Below are 15601 nucleotides of genomic sequence, written 5' to 3'. Positions count from 1 at the left end.
ATTGTTCGAGATGAAAGGTGCCTGCGGCACCCGCCCTGACGCCGCGCTAGACAGCCAGCAACCCACCGTCGATGACGAAGTCTGAACCGGTGATGAATGAGGCCTCATCCGAAGCGACAAATACCGCCATGGCCACCACTTCCTCAGGCTCGCCGGGGCGATCCATCAATACGCCGTCCAGCAGCATGGCGCGAATCTTCGGGTCTTCCAGAAACGGCCGGGTACCTGGGGTGGCGACAAATCCCGGACTCAAGCTGACCGCACGGATGCCGAACGGGGCGCCCTCCACCGCCAGCTGGCGAGTGAACGACACCACGGCCCCCTTTGCTGCCGAGTGGGCGCTGATGCCGGCGACTTTCGAGCCGCCCCAGGCTGCGGTGGACGATACGTTGATGATCACCCCGCGCTGCTCGGCCAGGTGGGGCCAGGCATACTTGGTGGTATAGAACAGCAGGTCGATTTCATTGCGCATGGTGTACTGCCAATCCTCGATCGACAGTTCGCTGACCAGTCCGAAACGAGCGGCGGAAGCATTGTTGTAGAGAATGTCGATGCGCCCATGTTCGGCGACGGCGGCATCGATCCAGGCCTGGGCCTGTTCATGATCGCCCAGGTCCACGGGCGCCGAGCCATACAGGGTATGGCCCTCGGCCCGCAGCAAGGCCGCCGTCTCCTCATGACCTTCGGCAACCACGTCGCAACCAACCACGATTGCGCCTTCGCGGGCAAAACGCAGCGCCGCCGCCCGGCCCTGGCCACCACCGGTACCGGTGATCAACGCCACTTTGTCTTGTAAACGTCCCATCAGCACACCCTCACCTCTGTGGTTATCACATTGCGGCAAACGTTCATGCCGTCAAACGGCTTCGTTTTCCGAGGTGATGGGTTCAAGCCAGATCGCCTCGGCGGGACAGGCGGCAGCGCCCTCACGGGCCTCCTCCTCCAACTCCGGGGGGATATGGGCGTCGTCGAAATACACCAGGCCATCGGCATCGAGCTTGTACAGGCTGGGGCAAATCGCGGCACATAAACCATAACCACAGCAGCGGCTACGGTCTGCCACGGCTTTGAATTGCGCTTTTTCTGAACTCATTTTTTTCTCCTTATCAGGTTCAGCCTCGGCAAATTATGAACACTATTTTATTTTATGTGCAATTAATATTTGGCACGGCTATGCTGGCAGTCACCTGGGACGATCGCCGTGCCAGACAAAGATCCATGTGGGCGAACTTGCTCGCTCCCAGAGGCCCAGATTGGTCCGAAGGAGGCCCCCACGCAGGGAATTCGTTTGTCTCTAAGTCAGATGGTTGGGCTGGACAAAGCGGAATTTTTGATTTTATTCTGAATAAAAAACCAGATTCTGTTCAAAGAATCTGCTGAGGGTGGATTCATTTCCCCCTTGTAGCAATGCTTGGCTCAACAAAACCTATAAGGAAGCCAACCCCATGCACCCGTCTACAAACCAAGCCGCAATCGATCCGCGCGAATTTCGACAGAGCTGGAAAATTCTCATTTTGTCCGTCGCCGGTGTTGCCATCAGCATCAATGCCGCCCTGCTCTATGGCTTCGGCACATTGGTCGTGCCGCTCGGCGATGCCTTTGGCTGGAGCAAAAGCGAGCTGCAGGCCTGCATCACCTTTCTGTTTGGCGGCGCCGTGGTGTCACTGCAACTGGTGGGTTGGTTCAACCTGCGCTATGGCATGAAGCGCGTCACGGTCATTTCCCTGCTGTTGTTGTCACTCGGCTACCTGGCGACAACCCAACTGACCCAATCGATCTGGTCGATGTACATCGCCTTTGCAGTGCTGCCGATCGTGGGCATGGGCGCACTGGCGGTGACCTGGACACAACTGTTGAGCCTTTGGTTCGACCGCAATCGCGGCCTGGCATTGGCCATCGGCCTGTCCGGCACCGGTCTCACCGCCGCCACTATTCCCCGGTTGATGGCATGGGGGATCGAACAATGGGACTGGCGCGCGGCCTTCGTGATTCTCGCCCTGCTCAACCTGCTGGTTTTGTTGCCTCTGATTCTGCTGTGGTTCAAGCTGCCCGCTGCGGCGGGTAGCCAAGACGACGGCCATGCACTGGAGCGATTGCCCGGCATGGGCTTTCGTGAGGGTATGGGCTCGCTGAAGTTCTGGACCTGCAACCTGGCGCTCAGCCTGGTGATTTCTTCGATCGTTGGCATGGTCACGAGCACCGTGCCCATGCTGCAATCCAGGGGGTTGTCCGCTGCGGATGCCGCCACCATTTTCAGCGGTTTTGGTATTTCGCTGATCTTCGGCCGGATGTTGATCGGCTATCTGCTCGATCGCCTGTGGCCACCGGCGGTGTCCGCGCTCAGCCTGGTGTTGCCCGCCGTCGGTTGTTTTATCTACCTGAGCCCCACCGCTGAATTTGCGCCGCTGATGCTGGCTGCCGTACTGATCGGCTTTGGCGCCGGGGCAGAATTCGATATTGCCGCCTTTTTGATTGCCCGCTACTTCGGCCTGCGCGAGTACGGTCGTCTGTTTGGCGTCCATCAGGGCTTGAATACCGTGGCTTCGGCGCTGGCGCCATTGCTTTTCGCCTACCTGCTGGCACGTACTGGTTCGTACACGGCAATGCTGGTGTACAGCGCCGCCTGTTGCCTGGTCGGTCCGCTGCTTTTACTGACCCTGGGACGCGTACCACGCTTCAATGCGCAACCACTTCCCAGCCAATCCTGAGCCCTCCCCCCACAACAAGAACCGGAGCAGAACATGCCCACATTGACGTTTATCGAACACAACGGCACCACCCATCAGGTCAAGGGCGACATCGGCCAATCGGTGATGCAAGCCGCGACCTTCGCCTCGGTGCCCGGTATTTCCGCCGACTGCGGTGGCGCCTGCAGTTGCGCTACTTGCCATACCTACGTGGACGAGGCCTGGCTGGGCAAGGTGCAAGCACCGCAAGGCATGGAAAGCGACATGCTCGAGTACGCCTTCGAACGCCGCGACAACAGCCGCTTGAGCTGCCAGTTGATCATCAGCCAAGAAATGGACGGCATGGTGCTGCACCTGCCGTCGTCGCAATTCTGAATGCACTTGAAGGAGCTCTCATGACCCTCGCCTCAGTCGTTATCGTCGGTGCCGGCCAGGCCGGCTTTCAGGTCGCTGCCTCCCTGCGTCAGGAAGGCTATGACGGGCGCATTACCCTGATCGGCGATGAACCAGGCCTGCCCTATCAGCGACCGCCGCTGTCCAAGGCCTATCTGCTCGGCAAAATCCAGGCGACCAATCTGCTGTTTCGCCCGGCGGACTTTTACGCCACCCAGCGTATTGAACTGCTACATGACCAGGTCAGCGCCATTGACCGCCAGAACCAACGGGTGATCCTGGCCTCGGGTGCGGCTGTCAGTTATGACCATCTGGTGTTGGCCACCGGTGCGCACAACCGTCCCCTGCCGGTTCCCGGCGCAGAGTTGGCGCAAGTGTTCGGTATCAAGACCAAAGCCGATGCCGATGCCCTGGCGCCGCTCGCGAAAGCAGCGCGCAACGTGGTGGTGATTGGGGCCGGGTTTATCGGCCTGGAGTTCGCGGCAGTGGCCGCTGCCTTGGGGGCCAGCGTGCACGTGTTGGAGCTGGGTGAGCGCCCCATGGCCCGTGCCGTGTCGCGGGAGATGTCTGCAGTGTTTCGCCAGGCCCATGAAGCCTGGGGCGTGCATTTTGACTTCCGCCAGGGCTTGAGCCGCATCGATGGCGACAACGGCAAGGTGTGCGCGGTGCAAACCGGTGACGGACGTGTCCTGCCCGCTGACCTGGTGGTCTTTGGTATCGGCGTGATCCCCAACGCGCAACTGGCGACCGAAGCAGGCCTGGACATCGAGAACGGCATCAAGGTAGACGCCAGCCTCCTGACTTCTGACCCGCGAATCTCCGCGGTGGGCGACGTCGCCAGTTTCCCTTGCCAGCAGAACGATGAACAACATACCCGCCTCGAGTCGGTGCAGAACGCCGTCGACCAGGCCCGCGCGGTCGTCGCGCGCTTGATGGGCAAGCCGGCGCCTTACAGCGCCCTGCCCTGGTTCTGGACCGATCAGGGGGACTTGAAGCTGCAGATTGCCGGGCTCTCCAATGGCTACGACAGCACCGTTGTCCTCGGCTCCGTCGACGAGAAACAAGTCTCTGTGCTGTGTTTCCGCAATGACCGCCTGGTGGCCGTGGAGTCTTGCAACCGCATGGGTGATCATATGGCCGCGCGCAAGATCCTCGCCCGCGCGCCCAAGCTGACGGCTGTCGAAGCCGCCGCTGACGGTTTCGACCTGAAGGCCTGGGAAGTGGCCAATCGCGACTGAGCACTGCGGACCTGTAAACCCGCAGCCGCGCCCGCCCCAAAGCTGACGCGGCTTTTTTTTGCACAATGCCTGGAGCGATGCGATGAACAAAGTCTGGTTTATTACCGGTGCGGCCCGAGGCCTGGGTGCCGCCATTGCCAAGGCCGCGCTGACCGACGGCGACCGTGTGGTGGTCAGCGGCAGGCGCACCGACGCGCTGGAAAATGTCTTCGCCGAGTATGGCGAGCGCGTGCTGGCAGTGGCCCTGGATGTGACCGATGAAGCCCAGGCGCTTGCCGCCGCAGAGAAGGCCGTTGCGCGTTTTGGCCGAATTGATGTGCTGGTCAACAATGCCGGCTACGGGCAACTGGGGCCCTTTGAAGACAATTTCGTCAGCGACGCCGACAAGCAGTTCGCGACCAACGTGTTTGGTGTGTTCAACGTCTGCCGTGCCGTCTTACCCATCATGCGCCAGCAACGCAGCGGCCATATATTCAATCTGTCCTCGATGGGCGGCCTGGTGGGCATGGGCGGTGCGGCGCTGTATTGCGCGTCGAAATTTGCCGTGGAAGGTTTTTCCGAATCCCTGGCCCTGGAGGTGGGGCCGTTCGGTATCAAGGTCACGCTGGTGGAACCCGGTGTTTTCCGTACCGACTTTCTCGACGCCAGTTCAGCGGTCTTCGGTGCACGTGGGCTAGAGGATTACGCAACATTCACCGCCAAGGTCAAAAGCGCTTCGGCCGCCTACAACCACCGGCAAACCGGCAGCCCGACGAAACTGGGCGGCGCGCTGGTACAGCTGGCCAACAGTGCGCAGCCACCGTTGCGTTACCTGGCAGGCTCCGACGCTTATCAGCAAGTCCGCGACAAGCTCGACAAGATGCTCGCGCAAATCGAGCAGTGGCGGCCGCTGACCTGCTCCACCGATGGCGAATAACCGCAGGTGCGCACAGCCTTTCTTGACAAAAGCTGCACGCACCAGGGCGTCCACGGTTACTGGTTGATGAAATAACGCACAGACAACTTTGCGTCTTCGAATCGGTACAACTCGATCGTCTCGATGCCACCTTCCTGCTCGCGAAAGGCGTTCAGGTGATGACAGGCCGCCTCATTGCCATTGACGATGCACTGGCGCACCTCCACGCGAATCTTCGGCTGCTGTAGCGCCCACATGCCTTCCAACACCTGCCAGGCATCATGCAGGGGTTTGCCGACATATTCGATACTCAAGCCATTGGCCGAGACGCTGCGGTAATGGGCGAAAAAACCCTCTTTGTCGCCTTTATTCCAGCAGTCGATCTGGCCGTGCAGGAAGTGCTCGATTGCTTGTTTGTCCATGCTCATATCAGGTTCATCCTCAGGTGGGGTCAGGCGTGTTGTCCTTGCTGCGGGTTTTGTTGACGGGCCAGGAATGCCGGCTCCATCTTCAACCACAACAGAATGATCGGACCGATGATGGCGCAACAGAAACAGCACACCAGCACCGCCGAATAACTGCCGTACACGTCATAAAGATGACCGAACAGCATGGGCACCAGCCCGGAGACGATGGTAATCAGGCACAGGTGCAAACCAAAGATTCGCGCGTAGTCCTTCAGGCCGAAATAGCGGGCCATCAGGAAGGCCGCCAGATCGAATTCAGCCCCGGCACTGGCGCCAATGCACAGGGTGGCAAGGACCAGCAACGAGGTGTTCTGCGCCCCGCCCAAGAGGAAGATCGCACAACCCAGCGCCGGTAGCGCCAGGCTCACGGCCGCGACCACCGAAGGTGAATAGCGATCCAGCAGATAGCCCACCAACAAACGTCCGCCGATGATGGAAATACCAAAGCTGCTGAAAATCTGACTGGCCTGCTGGGGGCTCAAGCCCTTGCTTTGCAGCATCGGCACGAGGTTGGTGACCATGCCGACGGTCAACGACACCGACAATATCAACGCGACGTTGAAGCCCCAGTACATCCCTGAGCGCAAGGCTTGTCTGAACGACATGCCAGTCAGTTGCGCAAGCGCTTTCTGAGGCGTGGCATCAGCACTGGCGAGCGGTGCCGGCATGCGTAACCACATCAATGACAAAGGCAGGGTAAACAGCATCGGCATCGCCGCCAACGCAATGAACCCGGCCTGCCAGCCGTAGGCGGCAATCAACCGCGACAACAGCGGCGGCAGAATCATCGCCATCAAGCCGGTGCCACACAGGATCACGGCCAGCGCCAACCCACGATTACGCTCGAACCACAGGTTGACCAGTTGTGTCCAGGTAATCGCAATGGTGCCGGCGCAGATGATCGGCATGATGAAGAATGCCAGGTACAACCAGCCAATCGAGCCCTGGATCCGGGTGATGGCCAGGTAACCGACGATCTGCAGCACCATCGAAACAATCGCCACTCGGCGCAATCCGTAACGGCGATACAACCCACCCACCAACTGCGTGGAAATCGCCACACCAGCAAACAGAAAGGTGATCGAGGCCTGCAAGTCGCCACGACTCCAGCCGAACGCCTGCTCCAGCGGAATCACCAGGGTGCCGAAGGAATACAGCAACGCAGCGGAAATGCTCGTGCAGATGCCAAACAACCCCAGCAGGACAATGTGCCAGCCACGCTTGAACTCGGAGAAATCATTGCCGGCGTGGGCCGAGGTGGTGCTGTTGCGTGTATTTGTAGTCATGACCTGACTCCCAGCGCGGCCCGCCATTGCGGACGCGCGACATGATTAGTGGCCCTTGAGGATTTCTTCGACTTTGGGCAGCGCGACCATGGTGGCGCCTCCATCCACCAGCAGCGAGGTGCCAGTGATGTAGGAGGCCTCGTTGGAGGTCAGAAACAGTACGGCATTGGCAATGTCGGCGGACTCACCCAAACGCCCCACGGGAAAATGTGCCGCGAGTTTATGCGGCAGTTCATTGCCCAGGGTTTCCAGCATATGGTCAGTGCCGATCAGCCCGGGCTCGACAACATTGACCAGAATATTCATGGCGCCGAACTCCACCGCCAAGCCACGAGCGAAGGCGTTCATAAAGGCTTTGCTGGAGCTATAGGCAATCAGTCGAGGCGTATATTTGCGGTTGGCTTCGCCGGAGGAGATGAATATCAACCGGCCTTTATCGACCGCCCGGGACAGGTAAAAGGCGCTGTCCTTGGCCAGCCAGAACAACGACTGGATGTTGCTGCGCACGATGTGATCGAAGGTGTCATCGGCCATGTCGGCGATCAATCCGTGGCTCGTATCGGCCGCGCAATGCACCACGATATCCAGGCCGCCAAAACGCTCCACGCCACCTTCCACCATCGACTTGATCGCCTCGCGGTCGGCGATGTCGCCACCGACCAGACAGGCCTCACCGCCCAGGGCCTTGATCTGGCTGATCGTTTCTTCGCCGTATCGAGCGGTGCGTGCCGATACGACCACCTTGGCGCCCTCGCGGGCATAGGCCAGGGCAATGGCACGGCCCATGCCTCGACCGGCACCGGTGACCAGCACGACTTTGTCACGGAATTTCATTGCGGTTCCTCATTGTTGTTATTAGAAGAGGCTTTTGACGCAGCGCGCGCGCCGGGTAACCCATCGCAACCCGGCGCACCCGACCGACTACAGGTCCCTGCCTGGAACGTTACGGGCCGAGCCGTTACGTCGGTCCGATTCGCCCCAGCCCAGCCAGTGCGAAGGCTCACGGGTATCGCCCACCCGACGCCAGCGTCCTTCTTGCTGCGCCGTGATCGGGAAGCCACCGACGAAGTCGATCATCTCCCCCTTCTCGTCGGGCAGGAACTCCCACTCTTCCTGGCCTTCCAGGACAATTTTGGCCGACTTCAGGAAGTAACTGCCGTCCTTGTGCACGGTTTGCCCTTCGATATCGGTGGTGACCCGTACCTCGCCCTTTTCATTGTTGAAAATGGCGTAGCCCAAGTGGTCATGGCCGACCATGAAGGAACCGGTGTCCCAACTGCCGTCTTTGTAAACGGTGACAAAGGACCACCAGATCACGTGCTTGTTGTTGTTCACCACCAGGTCTTTCTTGAAGTGAATAGCGCCGCCTTCGGCCATGTAGAACTGGTCCAGCGCCATGGCGCCTTTCACCGCCCGCCCCTCGCAGACACCGGCGATGTCCCACAACTGCGAAACGTAGAAGGTGCCCCAGTCCACACCCGGCAAGTACCACTGCAGTCCCGGGCCGAGCAGACGCCCTTCCAGGTGAAACAGGCCTTCTTCCTTCCAGGTCAGGCGCTCGCTGCTGGCCGTGATTTCCCAACCATTACCGGGCTCACCCGGTTGGCTGGCCCAGCGTGCGACATCGCCTTCCAGGCTGTGCACGGGCAACGGCGTCAGGGCCTGCCGGGCCATTTTTTCGTGGTCCATGCGCAGGTTGACGTTGTCGACGTGGTTGTTCAGGTAGAAGAACTTGGTCGGGTTCGGGGTGCCATTGGGCGCCATCAGCGAACGCACGAATGAATAGATGTTGCCTTGTTCATCGCGCACCGACCCGAACGGGGAACTCTTGCTCAGGTGCAGCCCGAAGAAACCGCGTTCGGCGGACATCGAAGCCCCCGTGACCTTGTGCGGCCCGACCAGTTGTTGAAAGCCAAAATCACCGCGTTCCGGAATGGTCTTGAACGTTCTCATAATGCCCTCTGTTGTTTTTGTTGAGGCCTGGAGATGGCTCTTAGGCGTGGTTAGTCCCAGATCACCGGAAGCTTGGACACGCCGCGCAGTTGCGCCCCGCCGATCTGCGGGACAGGCTCGCTCGGGTCGAGGCGCAAATTGGGGAATAGATCGAGGATCGCGTTGACCGCGCAGCTGATTTCCACCTTGGCTACGAATTGACCGATGCACATGTGCGGGCCAAAGCCAAAACCAAAGGAGGGTTTTGGCTTGCGATCGATGTCGAATACATCGGGGTTTTCAAAAGCGTCTTCGTCGCGGTTGGCGGACACCACCATGCACTGGACAAACGAACCCTTGGGAATCTTCACGCCGTGAAACTCCACTTCTTTGGCGGTTTCACGCACCTTGAAGGTGGCGACCGGCTCGAAGCGGGTGGTTTCGTCCATCAGTTTACCGATCAGCGAGCGGTCGGCCTTGACGCGCTCCAGCAGGCCGGGCGTGGTCAGTAGCAAGGTCATCACCGAGCCGAACATGCGCGTGGTGGTTTCGCCAGCGGCCGGCAACAACGAGCGGGTGAAGGTGATCACTTCATGGTCATCCAGCGTGCGCCCTTCGTATTCGGCACGCAGCAAACGCCCGATCACATCATCGCCCTGGCTACCCTCGGCACGGCGTTGCACCACGACCTCGGCCAGCGCGTCGTACAGCCCTTTGACGGCGATGCCGGCCTGGCGGCGCGCTTCAACCATTTTGCTCGGGTCAATCTGGTTGCCGCCGACAATGGCCAAGGCCCAGGCGGCGTATTGCTTGTACTTGGAGGGGTCATCCGAAGGGAAGCCCATCAAGGCGTACATGATGCGAATCGGCAGTTCGAGGCCGAACTTCATCAAGTCGGCCTTCTTCGCTGGCAGCATCGGCCGGATGTATTCTTCGCGAATCACTTGATCGATCTGCGGGCGCCATTTGTTCACGGTCTCCGGCATGAATGCCGGTTGCAGCAAGGCGCGGACCTTGCGGTGTTCGTCACCGTCCATGGCAAGAATGATCAGGCCATCGAAGAACGCGCCCAGACCTTCGGCAATGAATCCACTGGTGTAGGTCGCACCGTCGCGCAGGACGGTCATCACATCCTGGTACTTGAACAAGGCGAAGGTCGGGCGAGTGCCCTGCTGGGTCCCGGCATTGGTCGGAACGCCGAACTGGGTGATGAAGTCGCCTTCATAGATGGGCGATTTCAGCCGTTGCTCGCGGCACACCGCGTGAATATCCAGGTCGGTGCCGCGGTACATTTGCGATACGGCAGAATAAGCGGTTGCCAGGTCCAGTGCTGCGCTTTCGTTGCTCATCAGGATCTCCTGTCTTGTTTTTCTTCTTCTTGCACACCAAGATTGCCCGGCTGCCATTTCATGGTATGCGGTTGTGTCTGCACCGGTAGTCCGCTTCGTTTGACTCAGGGTCAAACGATGGCGCTCAGGTCTATGCTTCAAGTTGTGACCCCATTCAGGCAGGAGGAGTACGAGGTGGCGGTAAAGGCAGCAGAAGGTGGCGAACAGGGCAAACGCAATACGATGAATCGCCTGCTCGCTGCTGCGCGCGTGGAGTTCGCTAAAAAAGGCCTGGCCGGCGCGCGCGTGGAAGAGATTGCCCGGGATGCCGGCGTCACCAAGCAACTGGTCTACCACTACTACAACTCTAAGGAAGGCCTGTTTGTAGCGGTACTGGATGAATCTTCGGACAACATCATGTCCGAGCTGGTCAACCTCAATATCGAAGAGCTTTCACCGCCGGTGGCGATGCGCGCCGTGCTCAACCATTTCTTCGACCAGTACCGTTTAGACCCCTTCCTCGGCAGCCTGGCGCTGGAGGGCATTCGCTACCACGATACCCACGAAACACCGCGCAACCATTTTCTGGAAATGGCACCGAAGCTGATCGCCAAGCTCGACGCGATTCTGATGCGCGGGGCTGCCAGTGGTGATTTTCGCGCGGACATCAATCCGCGCCTGCTACTGGCCAGCGCATCCCTGGTAACCACTGGCTGGTTCACCAACCGCTATTCAATGTCGGCACTCGCCGGGCTGGACACGGACTCGGCGCAAGGCATGGCTACCTGGCGCCAGTACTCGGCGGATTTTGTATTGGCGAGTATTTCTCTGGGCGCAGAAAAAAACGCCGACAGCGTTTAACGACTGTCAGCGCGTTGCATAAATACGATCTCTTTGTGGGAGCGAGCCTGCTCGCGAAGGGGCAGGCACTTCCACCATCATCGCCGCCTGACACTCCGCCTTCGCGAGCAGGCTCGCTCCCACAGGTTTTATCTGTCGACGGCTCAGTTACCTTTTTTACTCAGGTACTTGCTCACCCGCTTGGCCGCCAACCGCCCGGCCATGCCGTTTACCCCGCCGCCCGGATGAATGCCCGCACTGCCCAAATACAATCCCGCCACTGGCAAGGTATCGCCTCCCAAACCGTACGCCGGGCGCATGGTGCTCGAGCGCATTGAGGTGGTGTCGATATGCACCACGCAACCATTCACGGTGTTCAAGCGTTCGGTAAAGTCCGGGGCGGCCTCGATGCGTCGGCCAATCACCTGCCCCTCAATCCCTTCGATATAGTCATACAGCTGTTCTTGTGCCTGGTCGGCCACCCGCTCACGCAACGCGTCCCAACCTTCGTTGGGGTTCACCGGCATCACAGGCGGATAGATGTACAACACATCCTGACCGGCTGGCGCTTGGGAGGGGTCGGCGGCGCTCGGTGCGGCCACGGTGATATAGGGCAACTTCGGCACCTCGCCACGGGCGCAGGCGGCGAAGTTTTCCAATACGGCCTCTTCGGTGCCGATCAACATCACGGTTTTGCGCAGATCCACACCGTCGCCGCGAATTGCAGCAAAACGTGGCAGGGAAATCTGCCCACGCAAGGCAACATCCACCTTCAGTGGCCCCGAGCCCTTGCCGTTGGCGGGTGCCATGGCGATGCGGGTGAGCAGGTGTTGAGGGATCTCGCCGCGGGTGACCATGTCCAGCGCTGGTTTGGGGTGGCAACCCGCGATGACTGCGCGGGCCGTAAACTGGCGGCCATCGGCCAGTTTCACGCCTTTGATCAGCCCATCCCTGGCAACGATTTCACTGACGCTGGCCGACACCAGCACCTGGCCGCCCAGCTCTTCCAGGCGAGCCTGCATGGCATTGCTCAACTGCTGCATACCGCCCATCACTCGACCCACGCCAAAACGATGGAGGAAACCGAGCAAGGCGTAATAGATACCACCGCCATCGGCGCTGATATCTCCCGCCAGGCCGGTGAGTGCGCACATCGCGGAAATGGTCACCGGATGCTCGAAGCGCTCACGCGCCGCCTGCAACGCGGAGCCCGTCATCAGCGCCATCAGTTCGGGTTTCAAGGCTTTGTGTTTGATCGCGGTGCCGAGCATTTTCAGCTTCACGCCAAGGTTCGTTTTGGCCGGGTCGACACGCATCATCGGCAGCGCGATATCGAGGAACATGTCGATGACTTTCATGAACTGAAGAAACGCCTCGGCGTCCTTACTGCTGAAGCGGCGTATCTCGGCAGCGGTTTTCTCACGGTCACGCCAGAAAATCAGCGACTGCCCATCCGGGTGCAGGTACACATACCCTGGCGCGAGTTCCACCGACTTGAAACCGTGTCGCTCCAGTCCCAATTCCATCGGCACATGGGAATGTACACGCATCGACATCATGTCCAGGGCACAGGGGTGCACCAGATGCTGCGGCGCTTCGGGTATCAGGTAGCCAGACGATGCCATCCCGCCGACCTTATCCAACGCCTCCAGTACCAGCACTTTTTTGCCTTCCATGCCCAAGTAGCAGCCCGCTGACAAGCCATTGGTGCCACCACCGACCACGATTACATCGAAATCAGTGTTTCTCACAATTTGGTTCTGGTTCATCACATGCTTCCATGTCGAAATTCAACCACGGCGGCACGCGGCGGCTGTGGCGGCGAAGATCGGCCTCGGCGCACCGCGCAGGGTGCGCCGCGCCAAGCGTTACATGCCGGTGCGGCCCATCTGCGCAAATAGCGCGCGCATCGCCACCAGGGACGGTGTGTGGCTGCTGAAACCACCGTCGGCGACCAGAGTGGTGCCGGTTACAAAGGAGGATTCATCACTGGCCAGGAACGCCACTACATCGGCGATCTGCCGAGGTGTGCCCAGCTCGGCGGTGCAGTGGTTGTCGCGCAGAATGTCGAGCACCGGTTCAGGCATGGCGTGCTCCGAGGGCGCCAGACCGATCTGCACGGCGTTGCCGCGAATGCCTTGCTTGCCGTACTGCGAGGCCACCATGCGCGGCAGCATCATCAGCCCCGCTTTGGAGGTGGCGTAGCCGGTCAGGGACATATCGCCCTGCATGCCCAGACCCGAGGTGGCGAAGATAATCGAGCCCTTGCCGTTCTCCAGCATGACTGGAATCACATGCTTGGTGCACAGCACCGCGCCACGCAGGTTGACGGCGATGGCGCGGTCCCAGGCCTGCATGTCGAGGTTGACGAAGTCGCGGTCCAGCTGACGTTGCTCCGCATTCAGAATCGCCGCGTTGTTGTGCAGTATGTCGATACGGCCAAAACGCTCTTTCACCTGGGCGACCATCGCCCGAACGTCGTCTTCCGAGGACACATCCGTGGCGATCGCCAAGGCCTGATGCCCCGTGGCAAGCAGAGACTCGGCAACGGCAGTGGCCCCCTCGAAATTGATATCGACCACCGCAATACTTGCACCATGCGACGCCAGTACCCGGGCGCACTCAGCGCCCAGGCCGCCACCGGAGCCGGTAATAATGGCTACTCGCCCTGCCAGTTTTCCTGTGCTCATGTCCTGTTCCTTATTGTTTTGGATGGCGCTTTACTCGCCGGTAAAACGCGGTTCGCGCCGCTCGCTGAAAGCCTGGGCCGCTTCGCGGGCATCCTTGGTCGGGGCCAGCAAGGAGAACAGATCAAGCTCCAGGTCCAGGCCACGCTTAAGGTCCATGTCCAGCGCCGCGCGGGCCGCTTGTTTGACAAACGCCGACGCGGTGGGTGGTTTGCTGGCGATGCGCTGAGCAAAGGCCCGTACTTCGTCCAGCAGGCTGGCGTTGTCACTGGCCAAGCGGCTGACCAATCCGATGCGCTGCGCTTGTTCGGCACCCACTCGGTCACCGGTGAGCAACATGTCCAATGCCTGACCCGGCGCCACCACTCGGGAAAGTCGTTGCGTGCCGCCGCCACCGGGAATCAGGCCCAGGCCGGTTTCCGGCAGGGCGAACACAGCATCGGGCGCGGCGAAACGGATGTCACACGCCAGTACCAGCTCCAGCCCACCGCCCATGCAGTAGCCATGGATGGCGGCGATCACCGGTTTGCTGATGCCATCCAGCGCTTCGATCCAGCGCACCTTTTCCATGCGCTGGCGCACTTGCAGGCTCGACTCCGGACCACGACGTTCCTTGATATCGGCGCCCGCGCAAAATCCCCGTTCACCTTCCCCGCGAATCACGATCACGCGAATCTCAGCGTCTTGCTGCAACAGCGCCAGTGCCTGTGGCACGCCCTGGCGAATGTCGTCGTTGATGGCATTGATCTGCCGGGGCCGGGTCAGTACCACCCAGCCCACCATGGCATCACGCTCCAGGCGCACCGCATCGTTGATCAGCACGGGAGGCTGCGGGTTTTGCGCTGTGCTCATACAGGGCACTCCTCGAACTCGAAGACCTGGCCATTGAGTTCTTGTGGATCGATCTTGATCAACGCACGGCCGCCTACAGCTTCCGAGGATTCGATCCACTGGAACCGCGTGCCGCGTGACCGCAGATCCTCAGCCTTGGCCGCCAGGTCGTTGACACCGATGCGGATGTAGTACGGACCCGGGCCCCAGTTATTGACGTAATGGCCGGCGTCGGTGTTCCAGTAGGTAGCCTCGAGTACATCGAGGGTGGCGCTGTTGGGCACGGTGAACCCCATACGCGCACGGCGGTAACCTTCGCTACCGATCGTCTCGACCGGGCCACTCGGCTCCCAGTCGAGGTTGGTCGACACCTTGCGCAGGGTTTCATCGAGGTCGCGTACCAGGAAGCCACGGGCGGTGACACGCACCATGTCCCCGGGCTTGAGGTCGCGCGGCTGCATCGGCGGCAACTGGTAGGTTTCCGGTGGCATCTGCAACGGCTCGGTCGGCATGATTTCAATGCACAGGCCGCCATCCACAGTGGGTTGGTAATACGGTTGCTCGGGAGTAGCACCCAGCCATAGGCGATCGAACGGCATTTCCGGGGTGCGCTGCGCCATGCGGAATGGCAAGCGACGACGCATCAGTTTGTCCACCAGCGCGTCGAACTTGTCCCCGTGCAGAGCCAGCACGATGGAGTGGGTAATCATCGGCCGATGATGGCCCTGGAAATCTTTCAGACTTTCCAGAAAATCATGGAACAGCGGGTCGCCAGGGTTAGGGCGATCCAGGTGCCACTGCGGTTCGATGCGCGTTGGCGACACCGCCAGGGATTTGTGTACACGCAGAAAATGCGCGATGTACGGGTGATTATCGAACGCCTGGCGCCAGCGCTCGTGTTTGTAGATCCCGAGCTTGTCGACCAACATTTCCGTCATGCCGTCCGGGTCTGGAACCATCATGTCGGCACTCATCAATAACTCGAACATCTTTATCTCCTTGCAATTGCCAGCCAGG

The 15601-nt window shown here is 60.2% G+C and carries 16 protein-coding genes; 5 read left to right on the top strand and 11 right to left on the bottom strand.

From position 1 onward, the window contains the following. Positions 1-46 precede the first annotated feature (46 nt). Together MOQ67_RS12305 and MOQ67_RS12300 are read right to left on the bottom strand one after the other, a co-directional pair. Positions 47-805: an SDR family NAD(P)-dependent oxidoreductase gene (locus MOQ67_RS12305; protein ID WP_034114552.1), complete on the bottom strand. Its 759-nt coding sequence runs from the start codon at positions 803-805 to the stop codon at positions 47-49. Between the two features lie 51 nt (positions 806-856). After that, on the bottom strand, positions 857-1093 hold the full coding sequence (locus MOQ67_RS12300; RefSeq protein ID WP_198718295.1) for a ferredoxin: 237 nt from the start codon (positions 1091-1093) through the stop codon (positions 857-859). A 352-nt stretch (positions 1094-1445) separates the two neighbouring features. Here MOQ67_RS12300 and MOQ67_RS12295 point away from each other — a divergent pair, with 352 nt between their 5' ends. The 4 genes from MOQ67_RS12295 to MOQ67_RS12280 all read left to right on the top strand — a co-directional run bounded on the left by MOQ67_RS12295 (position 1446) and on the right by MOQ67_RS12280 (position 5234). After that, the gene (locus MOQ67_RS12295; RefSeq protein ID WP_198718632.1) at positions 1446-2708 is read left to right on the top strand and encodes an MFS transporter; all 1263 of its coding nucleotides are present in this window, start codon (positions 1446-1448) and stop codon (positions 2706-2708) included. Between the two features lie 33 nt (positions 2709-2741). Continuing rightward, entirely contained in the window at positions 2742-3062 is a 321-nt protein-coding gene (locus MOQ67_RS12290) for a 2Fe-2S iron-sulfur cluster-binding protein (RefSeq protein ID WP_014338807.1), read from the top strand. A 20-nt stretch (positions 3063-3082) separates the two neighbouring features. Further along, positions 3083-4318, top strand: coding sequence for an NAD(P)/FAD-dependent oxidoreductase (locus MOQ67_RS12285; RefSeq protein WP_014338806.1), 1236 nt, complete (start codon positions 3083-3085; stop codon positions 4316-4318). An 82-nt stretch (positions 4319-4400) separates the two neighbouring features. Then, a complete protein-coding gene (locus MOQ67_RS12280; protein WP_198718631.1) occupies positions 4401-5234 on the top strand; it encodes an oxidoreductase in 834 nt (277 codons plus the stop codon). 56 nt (positions 5235-5290) lie between these two features. Here MOQ67_RS12280 and MOQ67_RS12275 read toward each other — a convergent pair whose 3' ends face one another. The 5 genes from MOQ67_RS12275 to MOQ67_RS12255 all read right to left on the bottom strand — a co-directional run bounded on the left by MOQ67_RS12275 (position 5291) and on the right by MOQ67_RS12255 (position 10247). Next, positions 5291-5641 carry a nuclear transport factor 2 family protein gene (locus MOQ67_RS12275; RefSeq protein WP_198718630.1) on the bottom strand — a complete coding sequence of 117 codons (351 nt, stop codon included), beginning with the start codon at positions 5639-5641 and terminating at the stop codon, positions 5291-5293. Between the two features lie 23 nt (positions 5642-5664). Beyond that, the gene (locus MOQ67_RS12270; RefSeq protein ID WP_014338803.1) at positions 5665-6966 is read right to left on the bottom strand and encodes an MFS transporter; all 1302 of its coding nucleotides are present in this window, start codon (positions 6964-6966) and stop codon (positions 5665-5667) included. Between the two features lie 45 nt (positions 6967-7011). Then, positions 7012-7800, bottom strand: coding sequence for an SDR family NAD(P)-dependent oxidoreductase (locus MOQ67_RS12265; RefSeq protein WP_014338802.1), 789 nt, complete (start codon positions 7798-7800; stop codon positions 7012-7014). 87 nt (positions 7801-7887) lie between these two features. After that, the gene (locus tag MOQ67_RS12260; RefSeq protein WP_198718629.1) at positions 7888-8919 is read right to left on the bottom strand and encodes a hypothetical protein; all 1032 of its coding nucleotides are present in this window, start codon (positions 8917-8919) and stop codon (positions 7888-7890) included. Between the two features lie 50 nt (positions 8920-8969). After that, positions 8970-10247, bottom strand: coding sequence for a cytochrome P450 (locus MOQ67_RS12255; protein WP_198718628.1), 1278 nt, complete (start codon positions 10245-10247; stop codon positions 8970-8972). Between the two features lie 174 nt (positions 10248-10421). Here MOQ67_RS12255 and MOQ67_RS12250 point away from each other — a divergent pair, with 174 nt between their 5' ends. Then, positions 10422-11087: a TetR/AcrR family transcriptional regulator gene (locus MOQ67_RS12250; RefSeq protein ID WP_198718627.1), complete on the top strand. Its 666-nt coding sequence runs from the start codon at positions 10422-10424 to the stop codon at positions 11085-11087. A 143-nt stretch (positions 11088-11230) separates the two neighbouring features. Here the strand turns inward: MOQ67_RS12250 and MOQ67_RS12245 are convergent, their stop codons facing one another. The 4 genes from MOQ67_RS12245 to MOQ67_RS12230 all read right to left on the bottom strand — a co-directional run bounded on the left by MOQ67_RS12245 (position 11231) and on the right by MOQ67_RS12230 (position 15573). Then, the gene (locus MOQ67_RS12245; protein WP_236309651.1) at positions 11231-12835 is read right to left on the bottom strand and encodes a phytoene desaturase family protein; all 1605 of its coding nucleotides are present in this window, start codon (positions 12833-12835) and stop codon (positions 11231-11233) included. A gap of 99 nt (positions 12836-12934) precedes the next feature. Continuing rightward, a complete protein-coding gene (locus tag MOQ67_RS12240) occupies positions 12935-13756 on the bottom strand; it encodes an SDR family NAD(P)-dependent oxidoreductase (protein WP_198718625.1) in 822 nt (273 codons plus the stop codon). A 30-nt stretch (positions 13757-13786) separates the two neighbouring features. Then, positions 13787-14605, bottom strand: a complete 819-nt coding sequence (locus MOQ67_RS12235; protein ID WP_198718624.1) for an enoyl-CoA hydratase/isomerase family protein — start codon at positions 14603-14605, stop codon at positions 13787-13789. Next, complete coding sequence (locus MOQ67_RS12230; RefSeq protein WP_198718623.1) at positions 14602-15573, bottom strand: lactoylglutathione lyase; 972 nt, start codon at positions 15571-15573, stop codon at positions 14602-14604. Before MOQ67_RS12230 ends, MOQ67_RS12235 begins: the two co-directional genes overlap by 4 nt. Positions 15574-15601: the final 28 nt, after the last annotated feature.

Source organism: Pseudomonas sp. LY-1 (assembly GCF_053502595.1).
Note: the sequence above shows the minus strand (reverse complement) of the source record. Positions and strands in the feature narration are given on the sequence as shown.